Below are 14,290 nucleotides of genomic sequence, written 5' to 3' on the forward strand. Positions count from 1 at the left end.
TCTTAGCACATTCCTTAAGCAACAAACAAACCAGCGTCATTGGAGGCTTAGTCGGCTTGCTTGCGCAGGAACGCAGGAATATCGAGATAATCCGGTTCGCGACGAGCTTGCGGCTCGGCGTTGACCACCTTGGCCGGGGCCTCTTCCATCACGCGAGACTGCAGGGCTTCGCTGATCAGGGGCTGACGGGCCGGACGCTCTTGTACCATGTTGTTCTTCACCAGCGTGATGTCCGGCTTGCGCTCGGCACCGATACCGGTGGCAACCACGGTCACACGCAGTTCGTCGTGCATTTCCGGGTCGATTACGGTACCCACCACCACGGTGGCGTTCTCGGAGGCGAAGGCCTTGACCGCGTTACCCACGGTTTCGAACTCTTCGATGGTCATGTCCATGCCGGCGGTGATGTTGACCAGGATGCCACGGGCACCGGCCAGGTCCACGTCTTCCAGCAGCGGGCTGGAGATGGCTTTCTCGGCCGCTTCTTCGGCACGGTCATCACCGGAGGCTGAACCGGTACCCATCATGGCGGTACCCATTTCACGCATCACGGTACGCACGTCCGCGAAGTCGACGTTGATCAAGCCCGGACGGGTGATCAGCTCGGCAATGCCCTGTACCGCGCCAAGCAGTACGTCGTTGGCAGCCTTGAAAGCGTCCAGCAGGGAGATGCCGCGACCCAGCACTTTCAGCAACTTGTCGTTGGGGATGGTGATCAGGGAGTCGACGTTCTTGGACAGCTCTTCGATGCCGTGAGCAGCAAAGCCCATCCGCTTCTTCCCTTCGAAGGAGAACGGCTTGGTTACGACAGCAACTGTCAGGATCCCCATCTCGCGAGCCACTTCGGCCACGATCGGTGCAGCACCGGTACCGGTACCACCACCCATGCCGGCAGCGATGAACACCATGTCGGAGCCAGTCAGCAGCTCGCGCAGCGCTTCCCGATCTTCCATGGCCGCATCACGACCCACTTCCGGATTGGCTCCGGCACCCAGACCCTTGGTGATGCCACCGCCGATCTGCAGGGTTGTGTTGGCGCTGGAGTTACGCAGAGCCTGGGCGTCGGTGTTGACGGTAATGAATTCAACGCCTTCGATGTTTTGACGAACCATGTGCTCGACCGCGTTGCCGCCGCCGCCACCCACACCAATCACTTTAATGACGGCTTCGTCAGTGTGGCTATCCATAAATTCAAACATGTTGTCTCTCCGCTTTATTTGCCTGACTCAGCAAAATCTTTTAGAACTCGCCACGCAACCAGTTGCTGACCCGTTTGACCAGCCCACCTACGCTTGCCTTGGCGGCATATTCCTTGCTACTGCCGGTGGATTGATGGGTGCGGCCATACTGCAGCAACCCGACCGCGGTCGAGTACACAGGCGCCTGCACATAATCACTCAATCCCCGGATATTCATGGGCTCCCCTACCCGGACCTGGCTCTGGAAGATCTGCTCTGCGCACTCCACAATGCCTTCGATCTGGGCAGCGCCGCCGGTCAAGACCACACCGGCTGCAAGCTGATGCTTGACCCCCTGCGCTTTCAATTCGCTTTGTACCCGCACCAGCTCATCATTCACCATGGAGAGCAACTCGGTGTAACGGGGCTCAATCACTTCAGCCAGTGTCTGCCGCTGCAGGCTGCGCGCCGGACGACCGCCGACACTGGGTACTTCAATATTGTCTTCCTTACTGACCAGCCGGCCGAGGGCGCAGCCATAGCGCACCTTGATCGCCTCCGCATCCAGCGGCGGGGTGCCGAAGGCATAGGCGATGTCGCTGGTCACCGTGCTGCCGGCGTACGGGATCACCTTGGTGTGACGCAGGGCGCCGCCGGTAAACAGCGACATGTCCATGGTGCCGCCACCGATGTCCACCACGCAGACACCCAGCTCTTTCTCATCTTCGGTCAGCACGGCGTAGCTGGACGCCAGTGCGGAGAAGATCAGCTGATCCACCCGCAGACCCACCTTCTCCACGCATTTCTCGATGTTGCGAGCCATGTCGTTGTGGCAGGTGATCAGGTGCACCTTGGCCGCCATCCGCACGCCGGAGAGGCCGACCGGGTTCTTGATCCCTTCCTGGTAGTCGATGGCGAACTCCTGGGGCAGCACGTGCAGCACCCGGAGCTCATCGGACAACCGTACCGACTTGGCGGTGTGGATGACGTTGTCCACGTCTTCCTGAGTCACCTCTTCATCGGAGATGGGCACCATGCCGGTTTCATTGCGACAGTCGATATGCTTGCCGGACAACCCCAGATAGACGGAGCTGATCTGGCAGTCGGCCATCATTTCAGCCTCTTCCACCGCGCGACGCAGGGACTTGACCACGGAATCAAGATCGTTGACCCCGCCCTTGTCCATGCCGCGAGAGGCGTGACTGCCCATGCCGATGACATTGAGCTCACCGTCTGGCAGCACTTCGCCAACCAGAACCGCCACCTTGGTTGTGCCGATATCCAGCCCGACAATCAGATTTCTATCTGCGGTTTTGGTCATTCACTTTCTCTTCGTTCTTCTTCCAGCCAACTGCCATTCCGGTGTCGTATCGAAGATCCACGTAAGCAACCCGCTCACGAGGTTCGATGACCGGAAAGGCATCGATAAACCGCTGCAATCGAAGCGCGATATCCGAGCGCCCCAAAAACAGCTGAATGTTGCCATCCAGGGTCAGTTCCCAGGCATGGCGGGGGGTCAGATTCACCCCCAGCAGCTTGTACCCTCTAGCCGCCAGCTGCGCCTCGTATTGGCGGCTGGCCTCCAGCACCTTGACGGCCTGATCTTCTGGCCCGGACAGCTGGATCAGAGGGGTCTTCACCCTGTCCGGCGCACTGAACACCTCACCCTTGGTGTTGACGAAGCGGTTGCCATTCCAGCGGGCCGCGACCGCCTGTTCGGTGAGGTAGACCTTGATCTTGTTGGGCCACTTCTTGCGTACCGAGACCTGGGCCACCCAAGGCAAGGCGTTCAACCGCGCCTGCAATTCGTTCACATCCAACTCGAAGAAGTTGCGCAACTCGGCGCCATCCAGCACGGCGCTGCGCAGTTCATCGGTTTGCAAATACTGGTGTTGCCCCTGCAGCAACAGCTCGCTCATGGGCAACCGATTGGCATCCGTCAGCCAATCTTTAACATCCAGCGCGGTCTGGTAGAGGCCCCACATGACCAGGATGAAAAATCCCACCCCGGCGATGAAGCCCCCCTTGGTGCGCCCTTGTGCCCTTGCCTCCACCCGATCGATCCCCGTTTAACGCGCCATGCCGGCCCTTTGCAGACCGGTTCGCCATTATATAGGCCCCGGCTTGGCGGTCAAAATACTCATTGGGCCCTCAGGCGCCGGATTTCATGCTCTCGATGCTCAATTTCATCTCGCCGAGACGGCGAGCCAGTGCGCCGACGTTCCCTGCCCCCTGGGTCAGCACCAGATCGCCTTCACCGACCAGCCCGGCCAGCACCGCCGGCACATCGTCCGGCGTCGCGACAAAGATGGGCTCCAGGCTGCCGCGGGAACGGATGGAGCGACACAGGGCGCGGCCATCGGCGCCCGGAATCGGCTCTTCACCGGCGGCATAAACCTCCAGCATCACCAGCACGTCCACCTTGGAGAGCACATCCGCGAAGTCTTCGTAGAGATCGCGGGTACGGGTGTAGCGGTGCGGCTGGAACACCATCACCAACCGCTTCTCGGGCCAGCCGGCGCGAGCTGCGTTGATGGTGACCTTGACCTCGCTCGGGTGATGACCGTAGTCGTCCACCAGCATGGCCTTGCCGCGACCTGTCTCGAACTCGCCATACTGCTGGAAGCGGCGACCCACCCCTTCAAACTTGGCCAGCGCCCGGATGATGGCATCATCGCCGATCCCGTCCTCGGTGGCGACCGCAATCGCCGCGGCGGCATTGAGCGCGTTGTGGATGCCGGGCAGGTTGAGGGTCACCTCCAGCTCGCCGGCATCTTTGCGGCGCACCAGGAAGCGACTGCGGTTGCTGGTCTGTACGAAGTCCAGCACCTGCACGTCGGCATCATCACTCAGGCCGTAGGTGATGGTGGGACGGGCGATCTCCGGCAGCATGCCGCGGATCACCGGGTCATCCACGCATACCACGGCCAGCCCGTAGAACGGCAGGTTGTGCAGGAAGTCGATGAAGGTGGCCTTCAGCCTGGAGAAGTCGCCACCATAGGTGTCCATGTGATCCGCTTCGATGTTGGTCACGATGGAGACCATCGGCTGCAGATGCAGGAAGGAGGCGTCGCTCTCGTCCGCCTCGGCAATCAGATAGCGACTGCTGCCCAGGCGGGCATTGGTGCCGGCGCTGTTGAGCAGGCCGCCGATGACGAAGGTCGGATCCCGGTCCGCTTCGGCATAGATGCTCGCCACCAGACTGGTGGTGGTGGTCTTGCCATGGGTGCCGGCGATGGCGATGCCGTGGCGGAAGCGCATCAGCTCGGCCAGCATCTCGGCGCGGCGCACCACGGGAATGCGCAGCTCGCGGGCGGCCAGCAGCTCGGGGTTGTCCTGCTTGATGGCGGTGGAGACCACCACCACGCTCGCCTCGTTCACGTGCTCGGCACTGTGGCCGACGAAGATGTGGGCACCAAGGGACTCGAGTCGCTCGGTCACCGCATTGCGGGCCAGATCCGAGCCGGTTACCTGATACCCTTCGTTGGCAAGTACTTCGGCGATACCGCCCATCCCGGCACCACCGATGCCGATGAAGTGGATGCGACGCACGCGGCGCATTTCAGGGATAACGGTACGCAGTTTTGCCAGTTCAACCTTGGTCATAGTTCTCTCTCAATCTGCCCGGTCGCCAGGCGTTTGCACTCGTCGGCAACCCGCTCGGCGGCATCGGTAATGGCCACGCGACGGGCGGCCTGGGCCATGTTCAATAGGGTTTCTCTGCGCCCGGCAAGCCAGGAGAGACGGGCGGCCAGCGAGGCCGTCGTCAGCTCGGATTGGGGCAGGAATTCAGCCGCACCGCCGTCGACCAGGGTCAGGGCGTTGCGGGTCTGGTGATCATCCACCGCGTGGGGCAGTGGTACAAAAATGGCGGCCACCCCGGCGGCAGCCACTTCGGAGACGGTCAGCGCCCCCGCCCGGCACACCACCAGATCGGCCCAGGCATAGGCACCTGCCATGTCCTTGATAAATTCACTCACTTCAGCCGCAACACCCTGCTTGGCGTAGGCTTCGGCCACGGCATCCCGATTGCCCTTGCCACACTGGTGACGCACCTCGATGGGCACGCCAGCCGCCGCCACCGCTGGCGGCACCTGCTCGTTGAGCACCCGGGCCCCCAGGCTGCCACCGACGATCAGCAGCCGCAGTGGCTCTTCCCCGCTGCGCAGTTGAGGATCCGGCAGTGCCACCACTTCGGGGCGTACCGGGTTGCCCACCACGGCGGTGCGACGGCTCGGCGCAAAGGCGCCCGGAAATGCCATCAGCACCCGCTTGGCGAGGCGAGCCAGCAGCTTGTTGGTCAGGCCGGCGGCAGCATTCTGCTCGTGCAGCAGCAGCGGGATACCGGACAGCCAGGCCGCCACGCCACCCGGGCCGGAGGCAAAGCCGCCCATGCCGAGCACCACGTCGGGGCGAATGGTCTTGAGCACCCGCCGCGCCTGCAGCACGGATTTGACGATGCGATAGGGCGCCACCAGCAGACGCTTGATGCCGTTGCCACGCACCCCCTGGATATCGATGAAGGAGATGGGGTAACCATGGGCAGGCACCAGCTCGGCCTCCATCCGGTCGGCGGTGCCGAGCCAGTGAATGGTCCAGCCCTGGGCCTTGAGGCGATCAGCCACGGCCAAGCCGGGGAACACATGGCCCCCGGTACCGCCTGCCATCACCAACAGCGTCTTGCTCACTAAACCTCCCGCACGCGCGCCTGGGCACTGGCCTGGCGCAACTCGAAATCGATACGAATCAACATGCTCACCGCCACCATCATGATGATGAGGCTCGAACCACCATAACTGACCAACGGCAGGGTCAGCCCCTTGGTCGGCATCATGCCGCTGGCTGCCCCCACGTTGACGAAGGTCTGGAAGCTGAACCAGATGCCGATGCCGATGGCCAGATAGCCTTCATACAGTCGCTCGGCCACCAGCGCCTGGTGCCCCAGCTTGAGCGCCTTGATTGCCAGCGCAAAGATGAGAAACAGCGCGCCCAGCACGCCCACATAGCCCAGCTCTTCACCCAGGATGGCGAACACGAAGTCGGTGTGCGCCTCCGGCAGGTACTCCATCTTCTGGATGGAGTTGCCAAGCCCCTCGCCAAACCAGCTGCCACGGCCGAAGGCCATCAGCGACTGGGTCAGCTGGTAGCCGCTGCCGAACGGATCGGCCCAGGGATCGAGGAAGGAGGTCACCCGCCGCATCCGGTAAGGCTCGGCGATGATCAGGGTCACCACGGCGCTCACCCCCACCAGGATAAGACCGATGAACTGCACCAAGCGGGCGCCGGCCAGGAACAGCATGCCGAGCGAGGTGACGAACATCACCACCACCGATCCCAGATCGGGCTGGGCCAGCAGCAGGATGGCCACCACGAACAACACCGCCATCGGCTTCATGAAACCGATGAAGCGCTCGCGCACCTCGCTCTGGCGACGCACCAGATAGCCCGCCAGATAGACGAACAGTGCCAGCTTGCCGAACTCGGCCGGCTGCAGGTTGAACGGACCAAGCGGCAACCAGCGCACCGAGCCGTTGACGCTGCGTCCCACCAGCAGCACCAGCACCAGCATGACGATAGCCAGCAGCAGCATGGGGCCGTTGTAGTGCTGCCAGCGCGCCATCGGCACCTGCAGCACGAACCAGGAGATGCCGAGCGCCATCAGCAGAAACAGGCCGTGACGCTTCACGAACATGAAGGGATCGTTGTTGATGGCGATCCCCTCCGGGATCGAGGCGGAGGCCACGATCACCAGACCTACCGCCATCAGCGCCAGCGCCAGCACGACCAGCTGCCGGTCATAGAGACCGGCAGGGCGCGCCGGCAACAGCCAGCGCTGCAAGAAGCCTGCGACTGCGCGAAGGGCGTTCATAACTTTTGTACCAGCTCGGTGAAACGATCACCGCGCGCTTCGAAAGACTTGAATTGGTCCAGGCTGGCGCAGGCCGGCGCCAGCAGCACCCAGTCGCCGGGTCTGGCATCGGCGGCCGCCTTGGCGACCGCGGCATCCAGATCCGCGACCCGTTCGGTCTGCTCACCCAGCGCCAGCAGCACCTCGGCATCCTGGCCGAAACAGTACATGTGATCGATCTGGCTGCCGAGCAGCGCCTGAACCGGGCCGAAATCCTGGCCCTTGCCCTGGCCACCGGCCAGCAGCAGCAGACGGCCCTTCACCGACTCGCGCACCCCGGCCACGGCAGCCAGGGTCGCCCCCACGTTGGTGGCCTTGGAGTCGTTGATCCAGCGCACCCCATTCACCTCCCGCACGAAGCGGGCACGGTGAGGCAGCCCCTCGAAACGGCGCAGCACTCGCAACTGCGGCTCGCGCGGGATGCCGACCGCATCGCACAGGGCCATGGCGGCCAGCGCGTTGGCCTGGTTGTGGGCACCGACGATCTTCATCTCGTCCACCGCCAGCAACGGCTCGCCGTGCAGGGTCAGCCAGTGACGGCCATCCAGCTCGCAGCGGCCATAGCCGTTGCAGTCGAGGCCGAAGCTCTGCCACACCTGACCCACGTCAGGCAGGGTCTGGGCATCGTCACGATTGATCAGGATGTGCTGGGAGTGCTGATGGATCTCCATCTTGGCGGCGCGATAGTCGGCCATGCCCTGATAGCGATCCATATGGTCTTCACTGAGGTTCAATACCACGGAGGCGGCGGCACGCAGGCTGTGGGTGGTCTCCAGCTGGAAGCTGGAGAGCTCCAGCACGCAGAGATCCATCGGCTGCTTGAGCAGCTCGAGCGCCGGCGTGCCTATGTTGCCACCCACCCCGACCTTGAGGCCGGCTTCGGCAATCATCTCACCCACCAGGGTGGTGACCGTGCTCTTGCCGTTGGAGCCGGTGATGGCGATCACCGGCACCTGGGTCTCGCGCACGAACAGCTCGATGTCGCCGACGATGCGCACCCCGAACTCGGCGGCCGCTTGCAGTTCCGGCGTTGCCAGGGCAATGCCCGGACTCGCCACTATCATGTGCGCCTGCTTGAGCAGCTCGCCATCCAGCCCGTGGATGAGTTCCACCTCGGCAGGCAGTTGATCCCTGCCGGGCGGGTTGGCGCGGGTGTCCATCACCAGCGGCGTCACGCCACGGCCGAGGAAATAGTCGACGCAGGAGAGTCCGGTTTTGCCGAGTCCGATGATGATGACCATGGCTTACCTCACCTTCAGGGTGGCGAGGCCGAGCAGCACCAGCATGAGCGTGATGATCCAGAAGCGCACGATGACGCGCGGCTCCGGCCAGCCCTTCTTCTCATAGTGGTGATGGATCGGTGCCATGCGGAAGATGCGCACGCCGCGCAGCTTGTAGGACCCCACCTGCAGGATCACCGAGACGGTCTCCATCACGAAGACGCCGCCCATGATCACCAGCAGGAACTCCTGACGCACCAGCACGGCGATGGTGCCGAGTGCGCCGCCCAGCGCCAGGGAGCCCACGTCCCCCATGAACACCTGGGCCGGATAGGTGTTGAACCAGAGGAAACCCAGACCCGCCCCGACGATGGCGGTACAGACGATCACCAGCTCGGAGGTATAGGGTACATAGGGAATATGCAGGTAGTTGGCGAAATTGACGTTGCCGGTGGCCCAGGCGATGAAGGCGAAGCCCCCCGCCACCATCACGGTCGGCATGATGGCCAGACCATCCAGGCCATCCGTGAGATTGACCGCGTTGGAGGTGCCGACGATGACGAAGTAGGTCAGTACGATGAACATCAGCCCGAGTTGCGGCATCACATCCTTGAGGAAGGGCACCACCAGCTGGGTCTGACCGTCGTGCGTGGCGGTGGCGTAAAGGAACACGGCCACCCCCAGCGCAACGGCGGATTGCCAGAAGTACTTCCAGCGGGCGATCAGGCCGTCGGTGTTCTTGCGTACCACCTTGAGGTAGTCATCGGCAAAGCCGATGGCGCCATAGGCACCCAGCACGAACAGCACCAGCCAGACATAGGGGTTGTCGAGGCGGCACCAGAGCAGCACCGAAATGAAGATGGCGGCGATGATCATCAGGCCGCCCATGGTCGGGGTGCCTTTCTTGCTCAGGTGCGACTCCGGACCGTCGTTGCGGATCACCTGGCCGAATTTGAGGATCTGCAGGCGACGGATGAGGCGCGGCCCCATCCAGAGCGCCACCACCAGGCCGGTGATGATCGACAGGATGGCGCGAAACGTCAGGTAGGAGAAGACGTTGAAGAAGGTGAAGTGCGGGGTGAGCAGTTCCGCCAGCCAGACTAGCATGTGGCTGACTCCTGACGGTCTTTGACCATCTCGACGATATCTTCCATGCGGGAGCCGCGGGCACCCTTGACCAGGATCGCGATTTCTTGATGTGTATTTATCATTTGCGCAAGCACTTCAAACAACGACGCCTTGTTATCGAAATGTCGGCCAGCCGCGGCATCTGCGGTGTGGCGACTCTGTTCCCCTACGGTCAGCACGGCATCGAGGCCGCGCTCGCTGGCGTGGCGTCCGACCCGGGCGTGTTGCTCGGCGGACTCCTCACCCAACTCCTTCATGTCACCGAACACCAGCACCTTGTAGCCGCTCATGGCGGTCAGGGCATCGATGCCCGCCAGCACGGACTCCACGCTGGCGTTGTAGGTGTCGTCCACCAAGGTGAGACCACCCCAGCGCTGGACGCAGAAACGGCCCTTGACCGGTGCCATCTGCTCGAGCCCGGCCTTGACCGAGGCGAGCGAGGCGCCGAGCGCCAGCGTGCCGGCGGCGGCGGCCAGGGCGTTCGCCACGTTGTGGCGGCCCGGGATGGCCAGGGTCAGGCTCACTTCGCCCTGCGGGGTCACCATCACGAACTCGGCACAACCCTGCTGGTTGATCACCACGTTTCTGGCGTGGAACGGCTGACGCTGATCCTCGATGGAGAAGGCGCAGTGGATCCCGCGGGCCTGCCACTTCGGCCAGAATTCGTTGTCGGCATTGACGATGGCGCAGCCACCTTCACCCAGCCCCTCGAAGATTTCGCTCTTGGCGTGGAATACCCCTTCCAGCGAGCCGAAGCCCTCCAGGTGCGCGGCCGCCACGTTGTTGATGATGGCGGCATCGGGTTTGGCCAGCGAGGTGGTCCAGGCGATCTCGCCCGGGTGGTTGGCCCCCAGCTCCATCACCGCAAACTGGTGTTGTGGCTCGAGGCGCAGCAGGGTCAGCGGCACCCCCACTTCGTTGTTGAAGTTGCCGGCGGTGGCCAACACTTCCCCTTCCTGACGCAGGATGGCGGTCGCCATCTCCTTCACCGTGGTCTTGCCACAGCTGCCGGTGATGGCCAGCACTTTCGGGTTGATCCGCTCGCGCACCAACCGGCCGAGACGACCCAGCCCCTTGAGACTGTCGGTCACCACCAGCTGGGGGATCGCCAACGGCAGTTCACGCTCGACCAGCAGGGCCGATGCCCCGGCGGCCACGGCCTGCTCGCAGAAATCGTGGGCATCGAAACACTCGCCGCGCAGCGCAACAAACAGCGCGCCTGCGCCCAGGGTACGGGTGTCGGTGCTGACAGCCGTGATCGCTCCGTCTTCACCAATCAGACGGGCATCGAGTACCTGCGCCAGCTCGGCAAGCCTGAGGGTCATCATGCGAATGACTCCAATAATGTGTGCAAAGCGGCCGCGACGGTTTCCCGGTCGCTGTAGTGCCGCTTGTCGGTTCCAATGATCTGATAATCCTCGTGACCCTTACCGGCCACCAGGATGATGTCCTGTTTGCTCGCCTGGCTCAGTGCCAGCTGGATTGCCTTGGTCCTGTCGTGCTCGATCTGCACGGCGCCGGGATCGCGAAGACCCGCCACCATGTCGGCCATGATCCGGGCCGGCTCCTCGGTACGGGGATTGTCATCGGTCAGGATCACGCGATCCGCATGCAGCTCGGCCATGGCGGCCATCATGGGCCGCTTGCCGCGATCCCTGTCGCCACCACAACCCACCAAGCACCAGAGCCGCCCTTCACAGTGCACCCGCAGGGCCTGCAAGGCCTTCTCCAACGCATCCGGCGTGTGGGCATAATCGACCACGGCGAGCGGCGCCTTGCCGCCACCGAAGCACTCCATGCGGCCGGTTACCGGCTGCAGTTGCGGCGCGCTGGCCAGCAACTCGTCGAAGTCATAACCGAGCACCAGCATGGCGCCCATCGCGGCCAGCACGTTGCTGACGTTGAAGCGCCCGAGCAAGGGGGCGGATAATACACCATTCCCCCAGCTGGAGTTAATCTGCGTGCGAAAACCTTGCTGGTGGAAATGGGGATCCTGCGCCGTCAGCTGTCGCCCCGGGTGACCGGCCACCGGGCCGTGCACGCTGAACGCCACGGCGGCCGGGTAGGCGGCCAGCCATTGGCGGCCCAACCGGTCGTCGGCATTGAGCACGGCGCAGGGTTCGTCTACCAGTTTCAGCAGCTCTTCCTTGGCGGCGCCGTAGGCCTCCATGGTGCCGTGATAGTCCAAATGATCCCGGCTCAGGTTGGTGAACACGGCGGCAGCAAACGGCAGGGCCGCCACGCGATGCTGTACCAGGCCGTGGCTGGAAACCTCCATCGCCACCAGATCCGCCCCCTGCGCTTGCAGAGCGGCCAGATTGGCCTGCACCTGCACCGCGCTGCCGGTGGTGTTTTCCGCTTCCACCAGCTCGCCGAACAGGCCGTTGCCGATGGTGCCCATCACCCCGGCCTTGCCCCCCAGCAGGGTGCGCCAGTTGGCCACCAGCAGCGCCGTGGTGCTCTTGCCGTTGGTGCCGGTGATACCCACCAGATCCAGCTTGCTGGCCGGCTGGTCGTAGAAATAGCCGGCCAGCTCGGAGAGCCTAGCTGGCAGACTCGGGATCCCGAGACAAGGCACGCTCAGCGCCGGTGCCACGAATTCACCGTCCTCTTCAAACAGTACGGCGGTCGCTCCCTGAGCCACCGCCTGTTCGATAAACCGTCTGCCATCCACCTGATGCCCGCGAATCGCCACGAAGAGACAACCGGGCCCGACCCGCCGACTGTCCAGCTGGATGTCGGTAAGCGCGAGCGCCGGGGCTGTAATGCCAAAGGGGCGCATCAGTTGATCAAGTGCGCGGGACAACATTGGAAGCCTCCGTACGGGCAAGTTTGGTGGGCACCGCAGGCGGTACCGCGTCGGGACGAATATTGAAGAGCTGCAGTACCCCGCCCATGGCTTCGGCAAACGGCGGCGTCGCCACGGCACCACCGTAGTAGGCGTCGCCCTTGGGCTCGTTGATCACCACTACCATGACGAAACGGGGATTGCTGGCCGGGGCGAAACCGGCGAACCAGGCCATGTAATCCTTGCCGTAGCCACCTGCGACCGCGACCTTGGCGGTACCACTCTTGCCGCCGACCCGGTAACCGGGGATCTGTGCTTTCGGAATGGCATTGCTGACCACGTACTCCAGCGCCTGCAACATGGCGGTGGCGTTGTTGTGGTCGATGACCTGCTCCCCTTTGGGTGGCTCGGTCACCTTGACGATGGAGAGCGGCACCCGCTTACCCTTGTTGGCCAGGGTGGCATAGGCGGAGGCCAGCTGCAGCGGGGTGACCCGCAGGCCATAGCCGAACGACAGGGTGGCCCGTTCGATGTCAGACCAGCGCCGACGCTGGGGCAACATGCCGCTGCTCTCACCCATCAGGCCGCTGCCGGTGTCCATCCCGAAGCCCACCATGCTGAGGGTGTTGATCATCTCCTGCGCCGGCATCCGCAGCGCAATGCGCGACATGCCGATGTTGGAGGAGTAGCGAAGAATGTCGTACAGGTTGGTGGCCTTGTGGATACTCACGTCGCGGATCTGCTTGGCCCCGATAAAGAGCGGGCCGCCCGGAATAGTGTCCTTCCAGCTGGTAACGCCGGCTTGCAGGGCGCTGAGCAGGATCAGCGGCTTGACGGTGGAGCCCGGCTCATAGGTATCGGTCACCACCCGGTTGCGTACCCGGAAACTCTGATACTGACCGCGATTATTGGGGTTGTAGGAGGGGGTGTTGACCATGGCGAGCACTTCGCCGGTCTTGACGTCCAGCATCACCATGGAGCCGGAGGTCGCCTTGTTCTCGTCGGTGGCACGCTTGAGTGCCCGGTAGGCCAGCGCCTGCACCCGTTGATCGATGCTCAGCTGCAGGTCGTTGGCGTTCTTGCCCTCTTTCACCAGACCAAGCCGCTCGATGACCCGGCCCTGCCTGTCCTTGCGCACCCGCATCTCGCCAGGGGTTGCCGTCAGCCACTCGTTGTAGCTGCGCTCGATCCCCTCGATGCCGCTGCCGTCGATATTGGTTACCCCCACCAGGTGGGCGCTGATCTCGCCGGTCGGGTAGAAACGGCGTGCCTCGGGGCGCAGATAGATGCCACCCAGCTTGAGGCCCTTGATGTATTCCGCCACCGCCGGCGTCACCTGACGCTGCAGGTAGACGAAGCGCTTGCTCGGGTTGGAGATGCGGTGCTTGAGGGTGTTGATGTCGAGCTTGAGCACGGCGGACAGGGCCAGCCAGGCCCGCTCGTTATGGATGGCGCCAGACTCGTGCACCGTCTTGGGATCGGCCCAGACAGCCTCAACAGGCACCGAAACCGCCAGCTGCTCGCCGTTGCGATCGGTGATCATGCCGCGCACCGCCTGAGTGGCGGTGGTACGCAGCGAACGCATGTCCCCTTCCTGGCGCAGCCGATCCGGGTCGATCACCTGGATCCAGGCCAGTCGCAGGATCAAGCCGGCAAACGCAATGCCGATGAAGAACACCAGCGTGCGAAAGCGCCACGGATAGAGTGACGGAGCTTTGACCTTGGGTTGGGCCTTGGCGGAAGCCTTGCGTTTCATGGTTGTGTAATTACCTTCTCGGTGGTCACCAGCGGGCGAGCCATCTGCAACTTGTCCATGGCCAGACTCGCCACCCGGGAGTGCTCGGCCAGCGTGCCCTGCTCCAGCAACAGGTGCCGCCATTCGATATTGAGCCGATCCTCCTCCGCCATCAGGTCGTTCTGCTTGGCCGTCAGACCGCGGGTCATGTTGGTCACCAGGATCACCGCAAAGGCGGTGATCAGCACGGCGATGGCGAGCACTACCTGCAGCTTGTGCCGCCAGAGATCACCGAGGATCTCCCTGGCCAGATGAACGCGCACCTCGCTCATG

At 63.4% G+C, this 14,290-nt stretch carries 12 protein-coding genes; all 12 read right to left on the minus strand.

Annotated elements, in window-relative coordinates; all coding sequences use genetic code 11:
* Window positions 1-47 precede the first annotated feature (47 nt).
* The 12 genes from ftsZ to ftsL all read right to left on the minus strand — a co-directional run bounded on the left by ftsZ (window position 48) and on the right by ftsL (window position 14,289).
* The gene (gene ftsZ / locus PG881_RS15405) at window positions 48-1,199 is read right to left on the minus strand and encodes a cell division protein FtsZ (protein WP_005305686.1); all 1,152 of its coding nucleotides are present in this window, start codon (window positions 1,197-1,199) and stop codon (window positions 48-50) included.
* Between the two features lie 40 nt (window positions 1,200-1,239).
* Window positions 1,240-2,499, minus strand: a complete 1,260-nt coding sequence (gene ftsA, locus PG881_RS15410) for a cell division protein FtsA (protein ID WP_005305690.1) — start codon at window positions 2,497-2,499, stop codon at window positions 1,240-1,242.
* The gene (locus PG881_RS15415) at window positions 2,480-3,232 is read right to left on the minus strand and encodes a cell division protein FtsQ/DivIB (RefSeq protein ID WP_270801163.1); all 753 of its coding nucleotides are present in this window, start codon (window positions 3,230-3,232) and stop codon (window positions 2,480-2,482) included. Before PG881_RS15415 ends, ftsA begins: the two co-directional genes overlap by 20 nt.
* 97 nt (window positions 3,233-3,329) lie before the next feature.
* A complete protein-coding gene (gene murC, locus PG881_RS15420) occupies window positions 3,330-4,784 on the minus strand; it encodes a UDP-N-acetylmuramate--L-alanine ligase (protein WP_270801165.1) in 1,455 nt (484 codons plus the stop codon).
* Window positions 4,781-5,866, minus strand: coding sequence for an undecaprenyldiphospho-muramoylpentapeptide beta-N-acetylglucosaminyltransferase (gene murG / locus PG881_RS15425; RefSeq protein ID WP_270801168.1), 1,086 nt, complete (start codon window positions 5,864-5,866; stop codon window positions 4,781-4,783). Before murG ends, murC begins: the two co-directional genes overlap by 4 nt.
* The gene (gene ftsW / locus PG881_RS15430; protein WP_016352178.1) at window positions 5,866-7,047 is read right to left on the minus strand and encodes a cell division protein FtsW; all 1,182 of its coding nucleotides are present in this window, start codon (window positions 7,045-7,047) and stop codon (window positions 5,866-5,868) included. Before ftsW ends, murG begins: the two co-directional genes overlap by 1 nt.
* The gene (murD, locus tag PG881_RS15435) at window positions 7,044-8,327 is read right to left on the minus strand and encodes a UDP-N-acetylmuramoyl-L-alanine--D-glutamate ligase (RefSeq protein WP_017409430.1); all 1,284 of its coding nucleotides are present in this window, start codon (window positions 8,325-8,327) and stop codon (window positions 7,044-7,046) included. Before murD ends, ftsW begins: the two co-directional genes overlap by 4 nt.
* Window positions 8,328-8,330: 3 nt before the next feature.
* Entirely contained in the window at window positions 8,331-9,413 is a 1,083-nt protein-coding gene (gene mraY, locus PG881_RS15440) for a phospho-N-acetylmuramoyl-pentapeptide-transferase (protein WP_011707583.1), read from the minus strand.
* Window positions 9,407-10,762, minus strand: coding sequence for a UDP-N-acetylmuramoyl-tripeptide--D-alanyl-D-alanine ligase (gene murF / locus PG881_RS15445; protein WP_270801170.1), 1,356 nt, complete (start codon window positions 10,760-10,762; stop codon window positions 9,407-9,409). Before murF ends, mraY begins: the two co-directional genes overlap by 7 nt.
* A complete protein-coding gene (gene murE / locus PG881_RS15450; RefSeq protein ID WP_139388330.1) occupies window positions 10,759-12,243 on the minus strand; it encodes a UDP-N-acetylmuramoyl-L-alanyl-D-glutamate--2,6-diaminopimelate ligase in 1,485 nt (494 codons plus the stop codon). The genes murF and murE overlap by 4 nt, the downstream gene beginning before the upstream one ends.
* Window positions 12,224-13,978: a peptidoglycan glycosyltransferase FtsI gene (locus PG881_RS15455; protein ID WP_011707586.1), complete on the minus strand. Its 1,755-nt coding sequence runs from the start codon at window positions 13,976-13,978 to the stop codon at window positions 12,224-12,226. The genes murE and PG881_RS15455 overlap by 20 nt, the downstream gene beginning before the upstream one ends.
* Entirely contained in the window at window positions 13,975-14,289 is a 315-nt protein-coding gene (gene ftsL / locus PG881_RS15460; RefSeq protein WP_005305726.1) for a cell division protein FtsL, read from the minus strand. Before ftsL ends, PG881_RS15455 begins: the two co-directional genes overlap by 4 nt.
* Window position 14,290 lies beyond the last annotated feature (1 nt).

The organism is Aeromonas sp. QDB54 (assembly GCF_027707385.1).
Taxonomy (GTDB): domain Bacteria; phylum Pseudomonadota; class Gammaproteobacteria; order Enterobacterales; family Aeromonadaceae; genus Aeromonas; species Aeromonas hydrophila.

What these genes read in the sequence shown, in the direction of transcription:
- ftsZ (WP_005305686.1), bottom strand. Translation starts at nt 1,199, where the DNA reads ATGTTTGAATTTATGGATAGCCACACTGACGAAGCCGTCATTAAAGTG.
- ftsA (WP_005305690.1), bottom strand. Translation starts at nt 2,499, where the DNA reads ATGACCAAAACCGCAGATAGAAATCTGATTGTCGGGCTGGATATCGGC.
- murC (WP_270801165.1), bottom strand. Translation starts at nt 4,784, where the DNA reads ATGACCAAGGTTGAACTGGCAAAACTGCGTACCGTTATCCCTGAAATG.
- ftsW (WP_016352178.1), bottom strand. Translation starts at nt 7,047, where the DNA reads ATGAACGCCCTTCGCGCAGTCGCAGGCTTCTTGCAGCGCTGGCTGTTG.
- murD (WP_017409430.1), bottom strand. Translation starts at nt 8,327, where the DNA reads ATGGTCATCATCATCGGACTCGGCAAAACCGGACTCTCCTGCGTCGAC.
- mraY (WP_011707583.1), bottom strand. Translation starts at nt 9,413, where the DNA reads ATGCTAGTCTGGCTGGCGGAACTGCTCACCCCGCACTTCACCTTCTTC.
- murF (WP_270801170.1), bottom strand. Translation starts at nt 10,762, where the DNA reads ATGATGACCCTCAGGCTTGCCGAGCTGGCGCAGGTACTCGATGCCCGT.
- murE (WP_139388330.1), bottom strand. Translation starts at nt 12,243, where the DNA reads ATGTTGTCCCGCGCACTTGATCAACTGATGCGCCCCTTTGGCATTACA.
- PG881_RS15455 (WP_011707586.1), bottom strand. Translation starts at nt 13,978, where the DNA reads ATGAAACGCAAGGCTTCCGCCAAGGCCCAACCCAAGGTCAAAGCTCCG.
- ftsL (WP_005305726.1), bottom strand. Translation starts at nt 14,289, where the DNA reads ATGAGCGAGGTGCGCGTTCATCTGGCCAGGGAGATCCTCGGTGATCTC.